The organism is Actinoplanes sp. CA-030573, from assembly GCF_050951115.1.
Taxonomy (GTDB): Bacteria; Actinomycetota; Actinomycetes; order Mycobacteriales; family Micromonosporaceae; genus Actinoplanes.
Genome location: NZ_CP192038.1, coordinates 2,436,163 through 2,453,614, shown reverse-complemented (window position 1 = coordinate 2,453,614; position 17,452 = coordinate 2,436,163). Strand labels below are relative to the sequence as shown.

17 protein-coding genes are annotated in these 17,452 nt (G+C 74.2%); 2 read left to right on the top strand and 15 right to left on the bottom strand.

Going from position 1 to position 17,452, the window contains the following annotated elements; all coding sequences use genetic code 11:
* Window positions 1-111: 111 nt before the first annotated feature.
* Window positions 112-363, bottom strand: a complete 252-nt coding sequence (locus ACQP2F_RS11445) for a hypothetical protein (RefSeq protein ID WP_433303233.1) — start codon at window positions 361-363, stop codon at window positions 112-114.
* Between the two features lie 68 nt (window positions 364-431).
* On the opposite strand from ACQP2F_RS11445, the gene ACQP2F_RS11440 reads away from it, so the two are divergent.
* Entirely contained in the window at window positions 432-635 is a 204-nt protein-coding gene (locus tag ACQP2F_RS11440; RefSeq protein ID WP_433303231.1) for a hypothetical protein, read from the top strand.
* Between the two features lie 57 nt (window positions 636-692).
* Here the strand turns inward: ACQP2F_RS11440 and ACQP2F_RS11435 are convergent, their stop codons facing one another.
* The 4 genes from ACQP2F_RS11435 to ACQP2F_RS11420 form a co-directional block, all read right to left on the bottom strand.
* The gene (locus ACQP2F_RS11435; protein WP_433303229.1) at window positions 693-1,250 is read right to left on the bottom strand and encodes a hypothetical protein; all 558 of its coding nucleotides are present in this window, start codon (window positions 1,248-1,250) and stop codon (window positions 693-695) included.
* A 67-nt stretch (window positions 1,251-1,317) separates the two neighbouring features.
* Window positions 1,318-2,871, bottom strand: coding sequence for a beta-N-acetylhexosaminidase (locus ACQP2F_RS11430; RefSeq protein ID WP_433303227.1), 1,554 nt, complete (start codon window positions 2,869-2,871; stop codon window positions 1,318-1,320).
* A gap of 44 nt (window positions 2,872-2,915) precedes the next feature.
* On the bottom strand, window positions 2,916-4,646 hold the full coding sequence (locus tag ACQP2F_RS11425) for a potassium channel family protein (RefSeq protein WP_433303225.1): 1,731 nt from the start codon (window positions 4,644-4,646) through the stop codon (window positions 2,916-2,918).
* Entirely contained in the window at window positions 4,643-5,029 is a 387-nt protein-coding gene (locus ACQP2F_RS11420) for a DUF6394 family protein (RefSeq protein WP_433303223.1), read from the bottom strand. Before ACQP2F_RS11420 ends, ACQP2F_RS11425 begins: the two co-directional genes overlap by 4 nt.
* 80 nt (window positions 5,030-5,109) lie before the next feature.
* Here ACQP2F_RS11420 and ACQP2F_RS11415 point away from each other — a divergent pair, with 80 nt between their 5' ends.
* A complete protein-coding gene (locus ACQP2F_RS11415) occupies window positions 5,110-6,105 on the top strand; it encodes an LLM class flavin-dependent oxidoreductase (protein ID WP_433303221.1) in 996 nt (331 codons plus the stop codon).
* A 601-nt stretch (window positions 6,106-6,706) separates the two neighbouring features.
* Here ACQP2F_RS11415 and ACQP2F_RS11410 read toward each other — a convergent pair.
* From ACQP2F_RS11410 to ACQP2F_RS11365, 10 genes are all read right to left on the bottom strand, one after another.
* Window positions 6,707-9,556: a GH92 family glycosyl hydrolase gene (locus tag ACQP2F_RS11410; RefSeq protein WP_433303220.1), complete on the bottom strand. Its 2,850-nt coding sequence runs from the start codon at window positions 9,554-9,556 to the stop codon at window positions 6,707-6,709.
* Between the two features lie 93 nt (window positions 9,557-9,649).
* Window positions 9,650-10,012: an STAS domain-containing protein gene (locus ACQP2F_RS11405; RefSeq protein ID WP_433303218.1), complete on the bottom strand. Its 363-nt coding sequence runs from the start codon at window positions 10,010-10,012 to the stop codon at window positions 9,650-9,652.
* Window positions 9,939-11,252, bottom strand: a complete 1,314-nt coding sequence (locus tag ACQP2F_RS11400) for a PP2C family protein-serine/threonine phosphatase (RefSeq protein WP_433303216.1) — start codon at window positions 11,250-11,252, stop codon at window positions 9,939-9,941. The genes ACQP2F_RS11405 and ACQP2F_RS11400 overlap by 74 nt, the downstream gene beginning before the upstream one ends.
* A gap of 29 nt (window positions 11,253-11,281) precedes the next feature.
* Complete coding sequence (locus ACQP2F_RS11395; RefSeq protein ID WP_433303214.1) at window positions 11,282-12,376, bottom strand: glycosyltransferase; 1,095 nt, start codon at window positions 12,374-12,376, stop codon at window positions 11,282-11,284.
* Window positions 12,377-12,444: 68 nt separating this feature from the next.
* Complete coding sequence (locus ACQP2F_RS11390; RefSeq protein ID WP_433303212.1) at window positions 12,445-13,191, bottom strand: AfsR/SARP family transcriptional regulator; 747 nt, start codon at window positions 13,189-13,191, stop codon at window positions 12,445-12,447.
* Window positions 13,192-13,235: 44 nt separating this feature from the next.
* The gene (locus ACQP2F_RS11385) at window positions 13,236-13,472 is read right to left on the bottom strand and encodes an STAS domain-containing protein (protein WP_433303210.1); all 237 of its coding nucleotides are present in this window, start codon (window positions 13,470-13,472) and stop codon (window positions 13,236-13,238) included.
* Between the two features lie 64 nt (window positions 13,473-13,536).
* Window positions 13,537-15,645, bottom strand: coding sequence for a bifunctional polysaccharide deacetylase/glycosyltransferase family 2 protein (locus ACQP2F_RS11380; RefSeq protein WP_433303208.1), 2,109 nt, complete (start codon window positions 15,643-15,645; stop codon window positions 13,537-13,539).
* A gap of 1 nt (window position 15,646) precedes the next feature.
* A complete protein-coding gene (locus ACQP2F_RS11375; protein ID WP_433303206.1) occupies window positions 15,647-16,054 on the bottom strand; it encodes a hypothetical protein in 408 nt (135 codons plus the stop codon).
* The gene (locus ACQP2F_RS11370; protein WP_433303204.1) at window positions 16,051-16,824 is read right to left on the bottom strand and encodes a hypothetical protein; all 774 of its coding nucleotides are present in this window, start codon (window positions 16,822-16,824) and stop codon (window positions 16,051-16,053) included. Before ACQP2F_RS11370 ends, ACQP2F_RS11375 begins: the two co-directional genes overlap by 4 nt.
* Window positions 16,825-16,858: 34 nt before the next feature.
* On the bottom strand, window positions 16,859-17,443 hold the full coding sequence (locus ACQP2F_RS11365) for an RNA polymerase sigma factor (protein ID WP_433303203.1): 585 nt from the start codon (window positions 17,441-17,443) through the stop codon (window positions 16,859-16,861).
* Window positions 17,444-17,452: the final 9 nt, after the last annotated feature.

Sequence of the window (17,452 nt, the reverse complement as noted above, 5' to 3'; positions counted from 1 at the left end):
GACGCCGTCCGGCGGTCAGACCTACCGGCCCAAGCCGTCCGGCGGCCACCCCTACCGGCCGGAACCGTCCTGCGGCCACCCCTACCGGCCGGAATCGTCCGGCGGCCACCCCTACCGGCCGGAACCGTCCGGCGGAACGTCGCCGATCCGCCGGCCGACGTCGTCGACCAGGCCCGGCGCCATGCTGCCGCCGTGGGCTTCCTGCTCGGGATGGCGTTGCCGCTCGTGCGCGGAGGCCTCCTCGCCGGTGTCACGGGAGCCAGGCCGGTCCGTGTCACGGGAGCCAGGCACGCCCGTGTCACGGGAGCCGGGGCCGTCCTCGGTCACGAACTCGGCATAGTTCTCGGGGTCGATGTCACTCATGATCGTCGTATACCCACCGACGCCGGACTTACGTGCGGTGCATGAGCGCGGGCGTCCGGGGGTAAACCATGACTATGATCCCCAACCTGTTTCGCCGTTTCGTCATCATGGCCATCGTCGTCCCGCTGGGCGCGATGGGCGCCCGCAAGCTCAGCGAGACGATGGAGGCCCGGCGCGGCCCGAGCCGCACGTCCCGCATGCTCCGGCAGGGCGCGGATGCCCTGCAGGGTTTCCGCCGCCCGAAGAAGCGCCGCTTCTCCTTCGGCCGCTGACCCGCGCGTTGCGGTGAGCGCCGCCGGCCGCGCGCAGATAGGTGAGCAGAGCCGGGGTTACGCGGACGTGCCGACCTCCCGCTGGGAACGCCGGCCCGTCCGCACGCCCCGGATCAGCCACGCGACGCCGGTGAGCACGGTGACGATCTCGATCAGCGGCACCCGATCCGCCGGGTAGAAGGACAGGCCGATCAGGGCGGCCATGCTCGCCCACGCCCAGGCGCTCACCGCGAACGGCACCCGCAGCGCGATCACGAACAGCAGCGCCATCTGGGCGGCCAGCACCGCCGGGTGCCAGGAGAACGGCGTGCGGTGGTGGGACTGCACCAGGATGCCGGTGACGGCCGAGGCGAGCCACAGCGCCCGCCAGGCCAGCAGCGGGCGGGTGACGGCCAGGACCATCGGCACCCCCAGCGCCGCGCCGCCGGCCGCGCAGACCAGCACCGGCAGGCCCGACTTGCGCTCCAGGTAGGTGGTCGCGCCCCACCCCACGTAGAGCGCGGCCGCGGTGGCCAGCGCGGTCGCCACGTGCTCGCGGCGACCGCCGGGCCGCGGTGGGTCGGCGCCGATCAGGAACACCGACCCGGAATGCAGGAACCTCTTCGCCAGATTCATCCGCGGAGCGTAGGTACGGGATACCCGCCGCGTCGTCATACCGGGGAGCCAAAAGCCCCCTCATACCTCAGTCCCAGTCGACCTGCGGCGACCGGTAGAAGTCGACGCCCTGCTCGACCCAGCGCGGGCCGTAGGCGCCGATCCGGGCGCGGAACGACGCCCAGTCGCGGTGCGGCGACCAGCCCAGCTCGGCGATGGCGGCCAGCCGCGGGAACGCCATGAACTCGATGTCGTCCAGGCTGCGCAACGTCTCCGACCACAGCGGGGCCTCGACGCCGAGGACCGCGCTCGCGGGCACGTCGGTCAGATGGGTGCCGGGATCCCAGTCGTACGCCGTCCGCACCTCGATGTATCCCGCCCAGTCCAGCCCGAGCGGGGTGTTCGCGTCGTATTTCTGGTCGATGTACGCGAGGTTGGCCGGCGACATGACCACCTTGGTGCCCTGCGCCACGGCCGCCGCCAGGGTCGCGTTGGAAGTGTCCAGGCCCCAGTACTGAGCGACCGCGCGGTGCGCCGCCGGCGCCGCGGCGATCTCGTTCCAGCCGTACGCCGTCTTGCCGTACTTGGCGACCAGCGGCAGCACCCGCTGCTCGAACGCCAGGTAGTCGGCCGCCGTCGTGGCGTGCGCCTCGTCCCCGCCGATGTGCAGGTAGGGCCCGGGCGTCATGGCCGCCAGCTCGCGGATCACGTCCTCGACGAAGCGGTACGTGACCTCCTTGCCGATGCACAGCGAGCTGTACCCGACCTCGGTGTCCGTCCGCGGCGGCGGCGCCACTCCGTCGCAGGTCAGCTCCGGGTAGGCGACCTGGGCCGCGTTGACGTGGCCGGGCATGTCGATCTCCGGCACGATCGTCACGTCCCGCTGGCTCGCATAGCGCACCAGGTCGCGGTAGTCGGCCTTGGTGAGGTAGCCGCCGCCCACGCCGTCGACCCCGGTGCCGGGCGCGCCGCCGACCGTGGTCAGCCGCGGCCACGAGTCGATCTGGATGCGCCAGCCCTGGTCGTCGGCGAGGTGCAGGTGCAGGTAGTTGACCTTGAAGCGGCTCATCTCGTCGATGTACGCCTTGACCTCCGGCACCGTGTGGAAGTGGCGCGCCTCGTCGAGCATCGCCCCGCGGAAGCCGAACCGCGGGTAGTCGACGATCTCCCCGCCGGCGACCGCCCACCGGGCGTGCCGGGGCGTGCTCGCGTCGATCGCCGCCGGCAGCAGCTGCCGCAACGTCTGCACGCCGGCGAAGAGCCCGGCATTGCCGTTCGCCGCGATCCGCACGCCGGAACGGCCGGACGTGAGGCGGTAGCCCTCCGCACCGAGTTGGTCGAAATGACCGGTGGCCAGGGACAGGGCCGGCACGCCGCGCGGCGCGTGGCCGACGATCGGCAGCCGGTACCCGGTGGCCGGGCGCAGCGCCTCGGCGAGCCGGTCGGCCACGTTCCGCGCCGACGCCGGCGCCTCGATGACGGTGTGCGGGGTGAGCCGGAACGCGGGGCCGTGCGGGCGCACCTGGACCGGAGCGGGCACGACGCTGCCGAGCGCCACCGGGGCGGGCGCGGCCCCGGCCGGAGCCGGGGCGCCCGCGAGCGGCAGCGCGACCACGAGAAGAGCGGCGAGACGTAGGCGCATCCCCCGACCGTACATACAGGCTTCTCGATCTGTGAAGACTCTTGTCAGTTCCGGTGCGGCATCCGCCGGGTCGCCCGCTGCCAGAGCCAGCCGGACGGCACGGTCCGGTCGTAGAGGACGTACTCGCTGACCGTGTGGTTGGTGGCGGTGTCGGTCAGCGCCCGCCGCGCCGCCCGATGCCCGGCCAGCAGCACCTGGTCGCCGGCCTCGAGCCGGGTGTCGTCGGCCGGCCCGAGCATCGCCTCGTCGCCGCGGAGCAGCAGCAGCGGCACCGCGGCCAGCTGCCGGTCGCGGTCCTGCGGCCGGCGCAGCAGGTCGCCGAGACGGGCGTCGCCGCTGCGCAGCCACGGGCCGAGCGCGGGCGTCTCGGCGTCGCCCAGGGTGAGCTTCCAGATGTCGCCGAGGCGGCTGCCGCAGTGCGCCTCGAGGCGGTCGAGCAGGTCCTCGGCCCAGTCGTTGCCGCGGGCCGGCATCTCCTGGACGAACCGCCACAACAGCGGGGAACTGAGCTGGGCGTACATCTCCCGGGCCACCACCTCGGCCGGCACCAGCACCCAGTCGGCGGCGACGGCGGCGAACAGCGGCGCGCTGGCCGGCCGGTTCTGCCGGGCGGCGATGAACAGGTCGGGGTTGTGCCGGCGGGCGGCGGCGATCAGCGACAGGTTGGTGGTGTCGTTGTCGGTGCCGGCCACGAAGCCGGTGGCTTCCTCGGGCCGGGCCCGCGCCAGCACCCGCGGATCGGAGGCGTCCCCGACGATGTCGGCCGGCTCGCGCAGGTCGACGATGGTCACCTCGAGGTGGTCGGCGCGCAGGTCCTCGACGAACTTGTGGCCGAACCGGCCGTGGCCGCACACCACCCAGCGCCCCGGCTCCGGCCGGCGGCCGGGCGGCGGCAGCTCGGCGCCGGGGCCGCCGGCCAGCCAGGACATCAGCTGATAGGCGGCCGGGGCGTGCAGGGCCAGCCGGACGTGGTCGCCGAACCGGTCGAAGGGGTTGACCACCGACGGCGAGCCGAACGCCCGCATCCGGTGCTCGATCGCCGGCGACAGGGTGCGGGCCAGCACCGGGACCTCCGGCCGGATCAGCGCGGCCGTCATGGCGACCACCAGGTTGACCTCGTCGTCGTCGGTGAGCGCCAGCACGCCCTCGCAGCGGGGGTGCTCGAGGCCGGCCAGGTGCAGCGTGCGCGGGTCGGCGGCGTCGCCGACCAGCCCCGGCACGTCGGCGTGGTAGGAGTCGATGTCGAGCGCGTCGACCCGTTCGGCCGAGAGATCCAGCACCACCATCCGCCGCCCGAGCGCGTCCAGCGCCCGGCCGAGGATCTGCCCGGTCTGCCCGTAGCCCGCGAGCAGCAGGAACGGCTCCCGCAGCCGGTTGACCGTCCGGGTGAACCGGCGCAGCGCGATGGCCTGCCGGAACGTGCGATCCTGCAACAAGGTCAAGAGCGACCCGATCGCGTACGCCCACCCGACCACCGTGAGATAGATGGTGGCCATGACCCACAGTCGCTGAGCGCCCGTGAACGGCTGCGGAAGCTCCCCGTAGCCGATCGTCGTCGCCGTGTAGCTCATGAAGTAGAACGCGTCGAAGAAGCTCATCCGCGCCGGGTGGCCGGCCGCGTCCCGCCCCGGGATCAGCGTGAGCCCGAGCACACTGATCGCGAAGATGGCGATCAGCACGATGAGCGGCGCCCGCATCCGCCGCAGGATCAGGAAGACCGTCGGCGACCGCTCGGCGTAGCGCGCCGCGAACCGGCGCCGCGGGCGGGACGTCATCGGCGGTGGAACGTGGTGGTCTCGATCACCAGAAGCACGACCGAGACGAGGTTGGCCACCAGCGCGCCGCCGGACAGCGACACCACGGCGGCCGTCGCCTCGCCGTCGAGCCCGGCCGACGAGACCTGCGTCGCCACCGCCCACACCACCGCGGCCGCGATCAGCTGCAGGTCGGCGACCAGGCTGGTGGCCAGGTGCACGGCCCCGATCTGGGTGCGGTCGCCGAACTTCAGCACGGTCGCGATCAGGCTCACCACGACCGCCGCGAACAGCTCGTACACGTTGTGCAACGCCGGGTCGGACAGGTCGCCGATGAAGAACCCGAAGTTCAGCGTGGCCGCCAGCAGCACGAAGAACCCGAAGACCACCTTTTCCAGACTCATGCGCTCACCTCGCCGCCCACGCTATCGGTGCCGCCGTCCACGCGCTCACCGAAGGTCACTCCCGGAGCTAGTGTCGAAGCGTGTCACTAGCCCTCTCTCTTCTTGACCTCGCGCCGGTCGCCAAGGGCCGGCCGGTCCGCGACAGCTTCGCGGCCTCGGTCGACCTGGCCCGCGCGGCCGAGCGCGCCGGGTTCCGCCGCGTCTGGTACGCCGAGCACCACAACATGCCGGCCATCGCCTCGTCGGCGACGAGCGTGCTGATCGGGCACATCGCCGATCACACCGAGTCGATCCGGCTCGGCGCCGGCGGCGTCATGCTGCCCAACCACTCACCGCTGGTCATCGCCGAGCAGTTCGGCACGCTGGCGACCCTGCACCCGGGCCGCATCGACCTCGGGCTCGGCCGCGCCCCCGGCTCCGACCAGAACACGATGCTGGCCCTGCGCCGCAACCCGGCCTCGGCCGACTCCTTCCCCGACGACGTGCTCGAGCTGCAGGGCTACCTGAGCGGGCACAGCCGGGTGCCGGGTGTGCAGGCGGTGCCGCGCGCCGACGAGACCGTGCCGCTCTACATCCTGGGGTCGTCGCTGTTCGGCGCCCAGCTCGCGGCGCAACTGGGACTGCCGTACGCGTTCGCCTCGCATTTCGCCCCCGACGCGCTGCACCAGGCGGTGGCGGTCTATCGCGAGCGGTTCCGGCCGTCCGGGCAGCTGGCCGAGCCGTACGTCATCGCCGGGGTGAACGTCTTCGCGGCCGAGGACCGCGAGGTCGCCGCCCGGCAGATGAAGGCGGCGTGGCGGGCCCGCACCCGCGCGCTGATCAGCCGGGGCGCGGTCGGCGGCAACTTCACCGACGCCGAGATCGACGAGTTCCTGGCGTCGCCCAACGGCGCCCAGCTCGCGTCGATGACCCGCTACAGCGTGGCCGGCACGCCGGAGGAGGTCCGCGACTACCTGACCGCGTTCGCGGCCAGCTGCCAGGCCGACGAGGTCATCACCACCCACCAGGCACCGGAGCCGGCGGACCGGGTCCGCTCGGTCGAACTGACCGGCGCCGCGATGGCGGTCACCGCCTGAGCCCGGCGCCCACCGCTCCCCGCGGGCCGGCGGTCGAGTCGAGATCGCCGTCATGCCCGCCCGTTCCGGGCAGCTGGGCGTGCGCCGGCGTCGCCGGGCTTGCGCCTACCGAGCTGCTCGCGCCCATCGTCGCCGTGCTTGCGCCGCCCGTCGCCGTGCCTGCGCCCGTCGCCGTGCTTGCGTCCAACGCCGCGCCCCGCCGTCTCTGCTCTGCTCACCTATACGCACCCAAGGCGAATGCGCTGTCGTTTCGGTGCGCATGTGTGAGCAGTGCAAAGTGGCCCGAAATACGTCGTCGTGGCGAGATAGCGGGACGGCCGAGGTGATGCGTGGGCGAGCAGGCAGCCGCGCCGATCGGCCCCCTTGGGTGGGCGGGGTGGCGGAATGCGGCGGCGGCCGGTGGCCGGTGCACGGCGGGCCGGTGGCTGGTGGCTGGTGCCCGCTGGCCGGCGGGCGGCGGCCGGCGGGCGGCGGGCGGCGGGCGGCGGGCGGCGGGCGGCGGGCGGCGGGCGGCAGCAGTGGGCAGCCGGGCGCCGGCGCCGGCGCGGGGACAGGCCGACGCCGGCGCGGGGACGGGTCGGCGCCGGCTTCGGCGTGCGACCTAGTTCTGCGGCGGGACGTCGGCCGGCATGCTGCCCCAGCTGTAGTTCGGAGTCGTGCCGAGCGTGTAGGTCAGGTGACCGCCGGCCGTGACCGTGCGGGCCGGCAGCCACGCCTTCGTGGTGCGCTTGCCGTCGACCTTCAGCGCCTGCACGTAGTGCGATGTCTCGGTGCCGGGCGCGTCGATGGTCAGTTCCTTGCCGCTGCCGAGCGTCACCACGGCGCGCGGGAACAGGGGCGTGGTCAGGGCGAGCTCGGCCCGGGTCGGCACGGTCGGGTAGAGGCCGAGCGCGGAGAAGACATACCAGGCGCTCATCGTGCCGGCGTCGTCGTTGCCGGGGATGCCGCCGGTGCCGTTGCTCCACTTGCCGTCGACGATCGCCTTGACCGTCTCCTGCGTCTTGTAGGCGGCGCCGAAGTAGTTGTAGAGGTACGGCGTCTGGATATCCGGCTCGTTGGTCGCGTCGAACCGGGCCGGCTTGGTGGCGGTCAGGTCGAACGTGCCGTCCGGGTTGCGGAAGAACGCGTCCAGCCGCTTCTCGGCGACGTCGTTGCCGCCCATCCGCTGGGCCAGGGTGACCACGTCGGAGTAGACCATCCAGGTGTACTGGGCGCTGCTGCCCTCGACGAAGCCGGTGCCGGTGGACGGGCTGAAGCCCTCGGCCCAGGTGCCGTCGCGGTACTTGTCGCGCATCCAGCCGGCGAAGGGGCTGTCGAGCGGCGCCGGGGTCGGCGCGGCCGGGTCGGCCAGCTCCAGCTCACCGAGCTGCACGATGTCGGCGCCGCCGTTCTTGACGACGTCGAGGCGGTAGAAGGCGAAGGACTGCGGGCTGCTCACCTCGTACGTCCTGGTCTGTCCTCGTTTTTCGAAGGCCTGCCCGGTCTGCGTGTCCACAGTGGTCCAGGCGCTGCCGTCGTTCGAGCCCTGGAGCCGCCAGTCGGCCGGGTCGCGCCCGGGCTCGTCGTTGCCCGAGGTGAGCGCGTAGCGGTCGACGGTGCGTGGCGCGTCGAGCTTGGCCGCGACCCAGCCGGTGGTGGCGAAGGTGAGCCACTTGGTGCCCTTGTCGCCGTCGAACGCCTGCGCCTTGCCCTCGTAGGGCGGGTTCTCGCCGCTCGCCGTGACCGCGGTGATGTGCTCGCGGATGTTGTGCTCCAGGCCCGGATCGGCCTTGGCCTCGGGGTCGTAGACGTTGCGCCAGTTGAGCGAGCGGGCCATGAAGGTCTTGTACGTCCGCAGGTCGCCCAGCGCGCCGGCCAGCTGGGCGATGCCGTAGTCGGCCGCCGCGTCCTCCAGCGTCTCGGCCGCGCCGCCCCAGCAGTGGCAGTCGTCGGCCGGCACGTATCCCTTGGCCAGGTAGAAGTCCAGCGACGGGCGCTGGCCGACGCACTCCACGTTGCAGCCTCGGTCGCTGGAGTCGTTGGCGGTCGGCACGGTCGCGGCCCGTACCAGCGAACTCAGGGCGCCCTCGGCGTCGAAGTCGCGGGCGCCGAACGCGTACAGGCCGGCGATCGCGGCGGCGGCCGGGTCGCCCGACATCACCGCGGTCTTGCCGTGTTCGAGCAGCCAGCGGTCCCACTCGCCGCCGCGCTGGGTGGCGTAGTTGAACAGCGACTGCGCATAGTCGCTCGCCTGGCGCCGGTCGAGCATCGCCAGCAGCTGCACCTGGGCGCGGTAGACGTCCCAGCCGGAGAACGTGCCGTACTGAGCGTGCTGGCCCTGGGACAGCTGATGGATCCGGTCGTCGGCGCCGCGGTAGCGGCCGTCCACGTCGCTGGTCAGCGTCGGCTCGAGCGCCGCGTGGTAGAGCGCGGTGTAGAAGGTGGTGAGCTGGTCACGGGTGCCGCCACCGATGCGGATCTTGCTGAGCCGGTCGGTCCACGCCTTCCGGGCGGCGGCGCGGACGGCGTCGAAGCCCCCGGTGGACTCGGCGGCCAGGTTGCGCTCGGCGCCGGCCTGATCCGTGTACGCGATGGCGACGCGCATGCCGACGCTGGTGGTGCCGGGCGCGAACGTCACGTAGCCGCCCGAGCCCTTGCCGGCGACCGGGCGGCCGGCGGCGCTGTAGCCGCTGCCGCCGCTCGCGTCGGTGCTGTCCGGGGTGAGCGTGCCGTCCGTCCAGGTGCCGGTGGCGGCGAACGGCTGGTCGAGCTGGGCGACGAAGTGCAGCGTGTAGTACGCGTGCGAGTTGTCGGTGCTCTGCGGGCCGCAGAAGTTGCCGGCGCTCACGCTGCCGGTGACCGTCCGGGTGGCCGGGTCGATGTGGACAGTGGCATCGGCGCTGCCGGTCTCCGAGAGCGAGGTGCGGAAGAGCAGGTTGGCCGGCTTGCCGGCGGGGAAGGTGAAGCGGCCGAGGCCGGTGCGGTCGGTGACGGTCAGCTCGGCGCCGGCCCCGCTGTCCAGGCCGACCCGGTAGTAGCCGGGCTCGGCGGCCTCGTTGGCGTGCGAGAAGGTGCTGGCGTAGAGGGCGTCCGTGGCGTCGGCGCTCGGCGAGGTGGTGACGCTTCCGGCGTACGGCATGATCGGAATGTCGCCGTTGGCGCCCGAGCAGCCGACGCCGCTGAGGTGGGTGAGGCTGAGCCCGCGGATTTTCGTGGCCGTGTACTGGTAGCCGCCCGGCGCCGGCGTCGAGATCTGGTTGCCGCGCGACGTCTGCGGGCTCCACGCGAGCATGCCGAACGGCCGGACCGCGCCCGGGTAGGTGTTGCCCAGGTTGGTGGTGCCGATGAACGGATTGACGTACGCGGCCGGGTCGTCGGCGAGCGCGACCGGTGCGGCCTGGGCGGCGGTGACCGGCGCCGCGACGGTGAGGGGAATGGTGACGGCGATCGCGGCGAGGACGGGTCGGAGCATGCGTACTCCCTTCTGACAACGATGTCAGCGTGACAACGATGTCAGTCAGGGTTAATCGATCTACTCCCATGTGCCAATGCCGCACGGTCTTGATCAGGCCGCGGCCCGGGCGGACCGGACGGCCTCGTCGACGGTCGGATGCACCTCGAACAGCTGGTCGAAGTTCACGATCTGCAGGACCGTGCGCACCATCGGCTGGGGGCAGGTCAGCCGCACCGAGCCGGCACCCGCCTCGGCGCGCCGCTGCAGCCGGATGAACAGGCTCAGGCCGGACGAGTCGCAGAACGTCACCCCGTCGAGGTTGATGATCAGATGAACGCCACCGCCGTCGAGCGCCGCGGTCGCCGCCGCCTCCAGCACCGACTGACTGGCCCGGTCGATGTCACCGGCCGGGGCGAGGACCACGACCGCCTCGGTCACGTGGGTCGTCACCACAGTCAGGGCCTGGTCGATCATCGTTGATCCTCGTCTTCTCGGTTCCGGTTGGCGTGCGGCACGGTGTTGCCGGCGGCCGCGGTGGACCATTCCAGCAGCAGAAGCGTGGCGTCGTCGTCCGGGGGCCGCCCTGGTGCTCCAGCACGGCGTGCGCCAGCCGGCGCAGCACCTCGGGCACGGGCAGGCCGGAGCCGGCGTGCCGGTCGATCAGGTGGATCAGGCGGGTGAGGCCGAACCGGTCCCCGTCCGGAGTCCGCGCCTCGGTGACGCCGTCGGTGTAGCAGAGCAACCGGTCCCCGGGCTCGAGTATGAGCTCGGCCGTCCCGCTCCGCCGGTCGCCGAGCCCCAGCGGCAGGCGGCGCCCGCTCCCGAGCTCGTGCACCGCCCGGCCGCGGCGCAACACCATCGGCGGCGGGTGCCCGGCGTTGAGGTAGCTCAGCCGGCCGCTCGCCAGATCGAGCTCGGCCAGCACCGCGGTGACGAAGCGCGCGTCCGGGAACTGCTCGGCCACCGCGTCGTCGGCCGCCCGCGCCTGCTCGCCGAGCCCCTGACCGGCGCGGCGCGCGGCCCGGATCGCCGCCAGCGCCACCGAGCAGGTCAGGGCGGCCGGCAGGCCCTTGCCCACGGCGTCGAAGATCGCCACGTTGACCCGCCCGTTCTCGAGCGTGTAGTCGAAGCCGTCGCCGCCGACGTCGTAGCAGGGCTGCAGCACCGCGCTCACGACGACCCCGTCGCCGGTCGCGGTGAGCGGGGGCAGCATCCGCCACAGCATCTCCGCGCCCGGGGACATGGCGGCCGACCGGCGGGCCCGGTCGAGGTGGTCACCGCGCTCCGACGTGGTGGTGACGAGATGCCCGACCAGCCCGGCCAGCAGCTCGCAGCGCTGCCGGAAAGTGGAGTCGGCCGGGCCGGCCGCCTCGCTCCGGACCACCTCGAGCACGCCGAGCCGGTCGGTGCCGTCGACCATCGGGATCCACCACTGCCGCTCGTCGGTGCCGGCCGCCAGCGACTCGACGCGAGCGAAGGCCCGGCCGGCCAGCGTGCCGGCGATCGGCATCGGCGGCGGGGCCGGGCGGCCGGGCTCCGCGAGCGCGCGCAGGCTGACCTGCTCGTAGTCGACCAGCCAGATGGTCGTGCGCAGACCCAGCGGCACCGCCGCCGCGGCCACCCACGACGCCATCGCGTCCGGGCTCCACCGATGGGAGTGGCCCAAAATCTCGCCGAGCGCGTCGAACCACCTCGTCGTGGCCGCATGGTCCATGGTCCACACCATAGGCCCCCGGCGGCCGATCAGCCGCCGACGAGCCTCTCCAGCTCCGGGATCACGGTCGCCGGGAGCGGCATCGCGGCGATCTCGGCCGCCACCTCGCCGGCCGTCGCCCGCAGTTTCTCGTCGGTGACCAGCCGGGTCAGATCGGCCGCGGTGATCGCCTTGGCCTCCACCGCGAGGCCGGCGCCCCGGCGGGCCAGCAGCTCGGCGTTGTGCCGGCGGTCGCCGGCGCCGATCGTGGTCAGCTGGGGCACGCCGGCCGCGAGGCCGCCGAGCACGCTGCCCGCCCCGGAGTGATGCACGAAACCGGCGGCGTACGGGAGAACCTCGTTCAGCGGTACGCGGCCGACCGCCCGCACGTTCGGCGGGAGGCCCCGCTCGCGCGCCGGCCGGACGAGCACGAACTCGGCGTCGACACCGGCGGCCGCGGCGATGACCGCGGGGCCGGGGTCGCCGTCGTTGGGCCCGGCCAGCGTGCTGCGGCTGACCAGCACCCGGGGCCGGTCGCCGGGCTCGAGCAGCCAGCCCGGGACCGAACCGCCGCCCGAGAACGGCACCGGCCGCATCGGGATCGCGCCCGGCAGCGGCCCGCCGCGGAGGCTCGGCGGGCAGACCGTGATGGTGAGCTCCGGGTTCGGGATGTCCAAGCCGGCCAGGACCGAGGCGCCGGTGACCGCCCCGAACAGCTCGGTGGCCGGCCACAGCGTGTTCTCCTGCAGCACCGACGGGATGCTCAGCCGCCCGGCCACGATCGCGCCCGCCTCCGCCAGCGGCTCGAAGACCAGCAGGTCGGGACGCTCCCGCTCGGCCAGCTCGCGCAGCGGCTCGACCAGTGCCAGGTTGGCCCGGCCGAACAGCTCGCCGACCATCGCGTGCCCCGCGGTGCCGCGCATCTCGGCGCGGGCGACGCCCGGATGCCGCAGCGCCGCCCGGATCGCGCTGCGCGGCAGGCTGAACCGGCCACCGATGTCGGCCGTGCGCAGCCCGAGCACGTCGGCCGGGAAGCCGCCGGACGCCAGGATCACGTCGTGCCCGGCGTCGCGGCAGGCCGCGGCGAGCGGGACGAGCGGCAGCAGGTGCCCCTGCAGGGGCGCGGCGACGAACAGGATGCGCATGCCCGGCTTTCTAACACGGCTCCGCTGAGCCGCCGCTGAGCCGCCGCTGAGCCGCAGCCGCCGGCCGGTCAGCCGTCCAGCCGGGGGGATCGCTCCAGCACCGCCTGGCGCAGAGCGACCAGGTCCGGACCGGGGCCGGCGCCGAGCTGACGGCGCAGCACCTCGTCCGCCTCCCGGTAGGCGGCGAGCGCCGCGCCGGCGTCGCCCGCGCGGTAGTGCGCCAGGATCAGCTGCGCCCAGGCCCGCTCGCGCAGCGGCTGGGCCGCGAGGTGCTCGCGCAGCAGCGGCACCAGGCCGGCGGCGTGGCCCAGCGCCAGCCGGACGTCGGCGAGGTCCTCGACGACCTGCAGCCGGTGCTGGTCCAGGCCTTGTAAGCGCTGGTCGAGCTCGGTGCCGCGGGCGACCCCGTCGCCGGCCGGCCCGCGCCAGATCCGCAGCGCGGCGGCCAGCTCCGGTTCGGCCGCGGCCGGGTCGCCGGCCCGGACCGCCCGCCGCCCGCTCCCGGCCAGCCGCTGGAACTCGGTCACGTCCAGCTCGTGGGCGTCCAGGACGAGCTGGTAGGCGTGCCGGTGGGACAGGATCCGCGAGTCGAGCACCCGGCGCAGCCCGGCGACGTGGTTGCGGATGTTCGGCACCGCCGACGCCGGCGGCGCGCCGGTCCAGAGCAGCCGGCTGAGCATGTCCACGCCGATCGGCCGGTTGCGCTCCAGGGCCAGCGCGGCGAGCAGCGCCCGCCGCTTGGCCGGGCCGAGGTCGACCCGGGCGCCGTCGACCCGCAGCTCGATCGCGCCCAGCAATCGCACCTGGATCGACACCGACCCCTCCCCCGTCCGACCGGCACAAAGGCCGAGAGCGCTCCTCACCCCTGCTCGACCAGATACTGCAGCCGGAGCACGCCGAGCATGCGCCGGACGTTCCGGCTCGGGCGCACCACGCGCAACCGCCGGTCCTCACCGCGTAACCGGGCGTCGGTCTCGGCCAGGGCACGAATCCCGGCGGCGTCGATGAAGGTCACATCGGCCAGGTCGACCGTCAGGTCGGACCCGACGCTCAGGGCTCGCTCGAGATCCCGTTGGAAGGCGGTGAGTGTCGTCATGTCCACCTCCCCGTGCGGGCGCAGTGTCGTCACGGGAGAAAGAGCGCTCGGGACGGCCCGGGCGTTACGCGGAGCCGGCGCGGCCCGGGTGACCCGCGTGCACGGCGGCCGCGCCGGTGCGGACCATGCGATGCCAGCGCAGCCTGCCGCCGAGCACCGCCATCACCGTCGACTGGATGACGACCAGGTACATCAGCTGGCGGTAGACGACCTGCTGGAGCGGCAGGCTCCAGAGCGGACCGTAGCGCTCACCGTCGAGACGCAGCGCGACCGCGGCCGTGGCCGCCTGCAGCACGGTGAAGACGGCCCAGACCAGCGCGGCCTTGCCGAACGGCAGGAACAGCAGGCTGTAGAGCGTGTACACGTCGATCATGGGCGCGGTCAGCGGCAGCAGCACCTGGAAGAGCAGCAGGTAGCCGAGGCCGCGCCGGCCGAGCCGCCCGCCGGCGCCCCGGTGCAGCACGGAGCGGCGGTGCTTCCACATGGCCTGCATGGTGCCGTAGCACCACCGGTACCGCTGTCGCCAGAGCTGGCGCAGCGTGGCCGGCGCCTCGGTCCACGCGACCGCCCGCGGCTCGTAGACCACCAGCCAGCCCGCGCGCAGGACGGCCATGGTGAAGTCGGTGTCCTCGGCCAGCGTCTCCCGGGACACGCCGCCGGCGTCGTGCACGGCGGCACGGCGGAACGCGCCGATCGCGCCCGGTACGGTCGGCATGCAGCGCGCCATCTCGAACATCCGGCGGTCGAGGTTGAAGCCGAGGACGTACTCGAGGTGCTGCCACCGGCCGAGCAGGCCGCCGCGATTGGCGACCTTGGTGTTTCCGGAGACCGCCCCGACCCGGGGATCCGCGAGCGGCTGCACGAGGCGGCCGACCGCGTCCGGCTCGAAGACGGTGTCCCCGTCGACCAGGATCAGGATGTCGCCGCGGGCGTGCCGGATGCCGGTGTTGAGGGCGGCCGCCTTTCCGACGTTCGGCTGCCGCACCACGTGAACGCCGGGCAGGCCGAGACGCTCGACGATGCCGGCGGTGTCGTCGGTGGAACCGTCGTCCACCACGATCACCTCGATCGCCGGGTAGTCGCCGCCGACCATCGAGCGGACGGTCGCGGCGATGTTGGCGGCCTCGTTGCAGGCGGGCACCACGACGCTCACCGGACCGAGGTCGCGCAGCGGCCGCCGATGCCGGCGACGCGCCCGGCGGACGTGGGCGGCGGCCGTGACCAGCTGGACCGCGAGACGCAGCAGGCCGAGCACCACGGCCGCCACCATGGCGGCGGTCAGGAACCGGGTCAGCCCGGCCGCGGCGAGCTGCGCCAGCCGCAGCGCCTGACCGCGCCACCGCTCGGCCGCGCCGGCGGCCGGCGCCGCCGGCAACCGCAGCGCCTCGGAGACGGTGACGAACCGGTAACCCTGGGCCTGGAGGCGGGGAATCACCCGATCGAGCGCGGCCACCGTCTGCGAACGGTCGCCGCCGCTGTCGTGCAGCATGACGATCCCGGGGCGCACGGCCCGGGCGATCGCCTCGGCGCCGGGGCGCGACCAGTCGCGGGTGTCGTGGTCGGTCAGCACGAGCGGATAGCCGGGCGCCGCCTCGCGCCAGGCGGTGTACTCGACCGCGGTGAGCGCCGACGGCGTCGAGGAGTAGGGCAGCCGGAGCAGGACCGGGCGGCGCCCGACGGCGGCGGCGACGGCGTTGCCGGTGAGGGTGAGCTCGGCCCGCATCCGCCACGCCGGGGCGCCGGGGGCGAGATGCGTGAACGTGTGGGACCCGATCTCGTTGCCGCCGGCCACGACCCGGCGGGCGAGCTCCGGGTACCGGTTGACCCGGGAGCCGACCTCGAAGAACGTGGCGCGGGCGTGGTACCGGGCCAGCACGGCGAGGATACGCGGCGTCCACACCGGGTCGGGCCCGTCGTCGAAGGTCAGCGCGATGGTCCGGGCCGGGACGGCGCGGCTGGTCACGGCGCCGCCAGGCTCGGCGCGCTGGACCGCGGCCGCGCCGGTCGCCGCCGCCGGCGCCGGCTCCGGGGCCCGCTCCGGCGACGTCGCGTCCTCGGCGCCGGCATGGGTCACGTAGCCGTTGAGGCAGAGCTCCGCCAGCAGGACGACCATGGCCACGGCGAGCAGCAGCCAGTGCGCGCGCGGCTCGCGACGCAGAACCCGCTTCCCCACCTCATCCCTTCCTCGGCGGCCGCCCGCTCGGCGAATGGATCCGGCCCTTGCCGCGGGCCGGCGCGGTGCTCGGCGTAGTGCTGGGCGTCGCATTCGGTGTCGCGCTCGGGGTCACACTGCCGGTCGCGGGCGGGGTGGGCGTGGCCGGCCGGACGGTGCGGCGCGCGGTGGTGCCGGCGTCCGCCCGCGCCGCCGGGGACGACGCGGGGACCGGCGCGCGATGTCGCGGAGAGGCCTTGCCGGCCTCCGCCGCCGGCCAGCCGGTGATCCCGGCCGGGCCGGCACCGGTGAACCCGGCCACCAGCACGACGACCGCCGCCAGCAGCAACGCCGCCCCGGCGGCGCCCGCGACCAGCACGACCCGGCGGCGCCGGCCGGACCGGTCGACGAAGACCGGCTCGACGATCATTTGCCGTTGCCGGGGTGACCCGGCGTCGTCGCGTGCGGGGTGGGGTGGGACGGCTTGGGCTTGTGCGACGGCGACCGGCCGGGCTTCGTGGTGGTGACCGAGGTGGCGGGGCCGGCCGGGCCGGTGGAGGGGGCGATCCGGGCGCAGTACGACGCCACGTTGTCCGCTCCGCCGGCGGCGGCGACCAGGTCCTTGCGGTCCCGGCCGTTCATCGGCTTGCCGCCGTCCGCGGCCGTCCGCCAGGCCGCGCACCAGGCCACGGCCGGACCGGCGCCGGGCGTGGTGGTGGCCGGCCCCGCCGTCGTGGGCGCGGGCGTGCTCCTGGGCGTGTGCGCCGGCCGGGAGCGGCTGCGGGCCGGCGCCGGCGGCGTGGTGCCTGTTCTCGGCGCTGGTACGCCCAGCGCCGAGAACAGACGGTGCGCGTGCTGCTGGACACCGGCGGGGAGACTTCCGGTCTCTGCCGCCACGGCGGTGCCGGCCAGCCCGAGGACGGCCACCCCGGCCGCGAGGCTCACGACAAACCTCCGGCCGGAGGCCGGCACCTGGACACGAATGGATCCCTTCGGTCGCGTGGTCAGCGCAGCACGGCGACGCTCCGCGGCGAGAGCAGCGACCATCGCCCGCTCACCGCTCATCTCCCCCGGCGTGCCGGGGGCTCGAACGGCGTCGAGCAGGTGGTCCAGCCCGGGGCTCCCCGGACCGGCCCGATCGCCCGCGACCAGGCGATCGGCCTCCTCGAGGCCGTCCCGGTCCGCTCGCCATGTACGCATCGCACGTAGGAGTGCGCTCGGCATCCGCATCCTGTTACACCTCCCCGGCGGTTTCCTGGCGCGAGCTGTCCGGCGCGCGTTTCCGCACGTCCGGGTCGGCGGCGAGCCGGCGCAGCCCGCGCATGGTCGCGATGCGCACCGCGCCGCGGCGTTTACCCAGCACATGAGCGGTGGCCGCGACGTCGAGGCCGGCCACCACCCGCAGCATCACCGCCTCGGCCTGGTCGGCCGGCAGGGCCGCGATCCGTTCCAGCGCCCACGCGGTCTCGGCGCCCTCGATCACCTCGGCGGCGGCGTCGCGGCCGATCGACTCCGGGGCGACCGAGCCGGACGGGTCCTCGCGCCGCCGGCCGGCCCGCCGCAGCTCGTCGATGCCACGATTGCGGGCGATGCTGAACAGCCAGCCGCGGAAGGCGGCGGGGTCGCCGGTGAACCGGTCGAGATCGCGGGCGACCTGCAGCCAGGTCTCAGACGCGACGTCCTCGGCCGCGCCGCCCGCGACCACCCGCAGGTAGCGCAGGACGGCCGGGTGCAGGGCCCGCCAGAGAACGGCGAAGCCCTGCTCGTCACCGGCCCGCGCCGAGATCAGCGCGTCGGCGAGTTCGTCATCCGTCGGCAATTGTGGCTC

Bases quoted from the DNA above. Each gene is read 5' to 3' on its own strand.
- ACQP2F_RS11395 (WP_433303214.1), bottom strand. From the start codon at position 12,376: ATGCGCATCCTGTTCGTCGCCGCGCCCCTGCAGGGGCACCTGCTGCCG.
- ACQP2F_RS11375 (WP_433303206.1), bottom strand. From the start codon at position 16,054: ATGATCGTCGAGCCGGTCTTCGTCGACCGGTCCGGCCGGCGCCGCCGG.
- ACQP2F_RS11385 (WP_433303210.1), bottom strand. From the start codon at position 13,472: ATGACGACACTCACCGCCTTCCAACGGGATCTCGAGCGAGCCCTGAGC.
- ACQP2F_RS11435 (WP_433303229.1), bottom strand. From the start codon at position 1,250: ATGAATCTGGCGAAGAGGTTCCTGCATTCCGGGTCGGTGTTCCTGATC.
- ACQP2F_RS11405 (WP_433303218.1), bottom strand. From the start codon at position 10,012: ATGATCGACCAGGCCCTGACTGTGGTGACGACCCACGTGACCGAGGCG.
- ACQP2F_RS11445 (WP_433303233.1), bottom strand. From the start codon at position 363: ATGAGTGACATCGACCCCGAGAACTATGCCGAGTTCGTGACCGAGGAC.
- ACQP2F_RS11430 (WP_433303227.1), bottom strand. From the start codon at position 2,871: ATGCGCCTACGTCTCGCCGCTCTTCTCGTGGTCGCGCTGCCGCTCGCG.
- ACQP2F_RS11420 (WP_433303223.1), bottom strand. From the start codon at position 5,029: ATGAGTCTGGAAAAGGTGGTCTTCGGGTTCTTCGTGCTGCTGGCGGCC.
- ACQP2F_RS11425 (WP_433303225.1), bottom strand. From the start codon at position 4,646: ATGACGTCCCGCCCGCGGCGCCGGTTCGCGGCGCGCTACGCCGAGCGG.
- ACQP2F_RS11400 (WP_433303216.1), bottom strand. From the start codon at position 11,252: ATGGACCATGCGGCCACGACGAGGTGGTTCGACGCGCTCGGCGAGATT.
- ACQP2F_RS11440 (WP_433303231.1), top strand. From the start codon at position 432: ATGACTATGATCCCCAACCTGTTTCGCCGTTTCGTCATCATGGCCATC.
- ACQP2F_RS11370 (WP_433303204.1), bottom strand. From the start codon at position 16,824: ATGCGTACATGGCGAGCGGACCGGGACGGCCTCGAGGAGGCCGATCGC.
- ACQP2F_RS11410 (WP_433303220.1), bottom strand. From the start codon at position 9,556: ATGCTCCGACCCGTCCTCGCCGCGATCGCCGTCACCATTCCCCTCACC.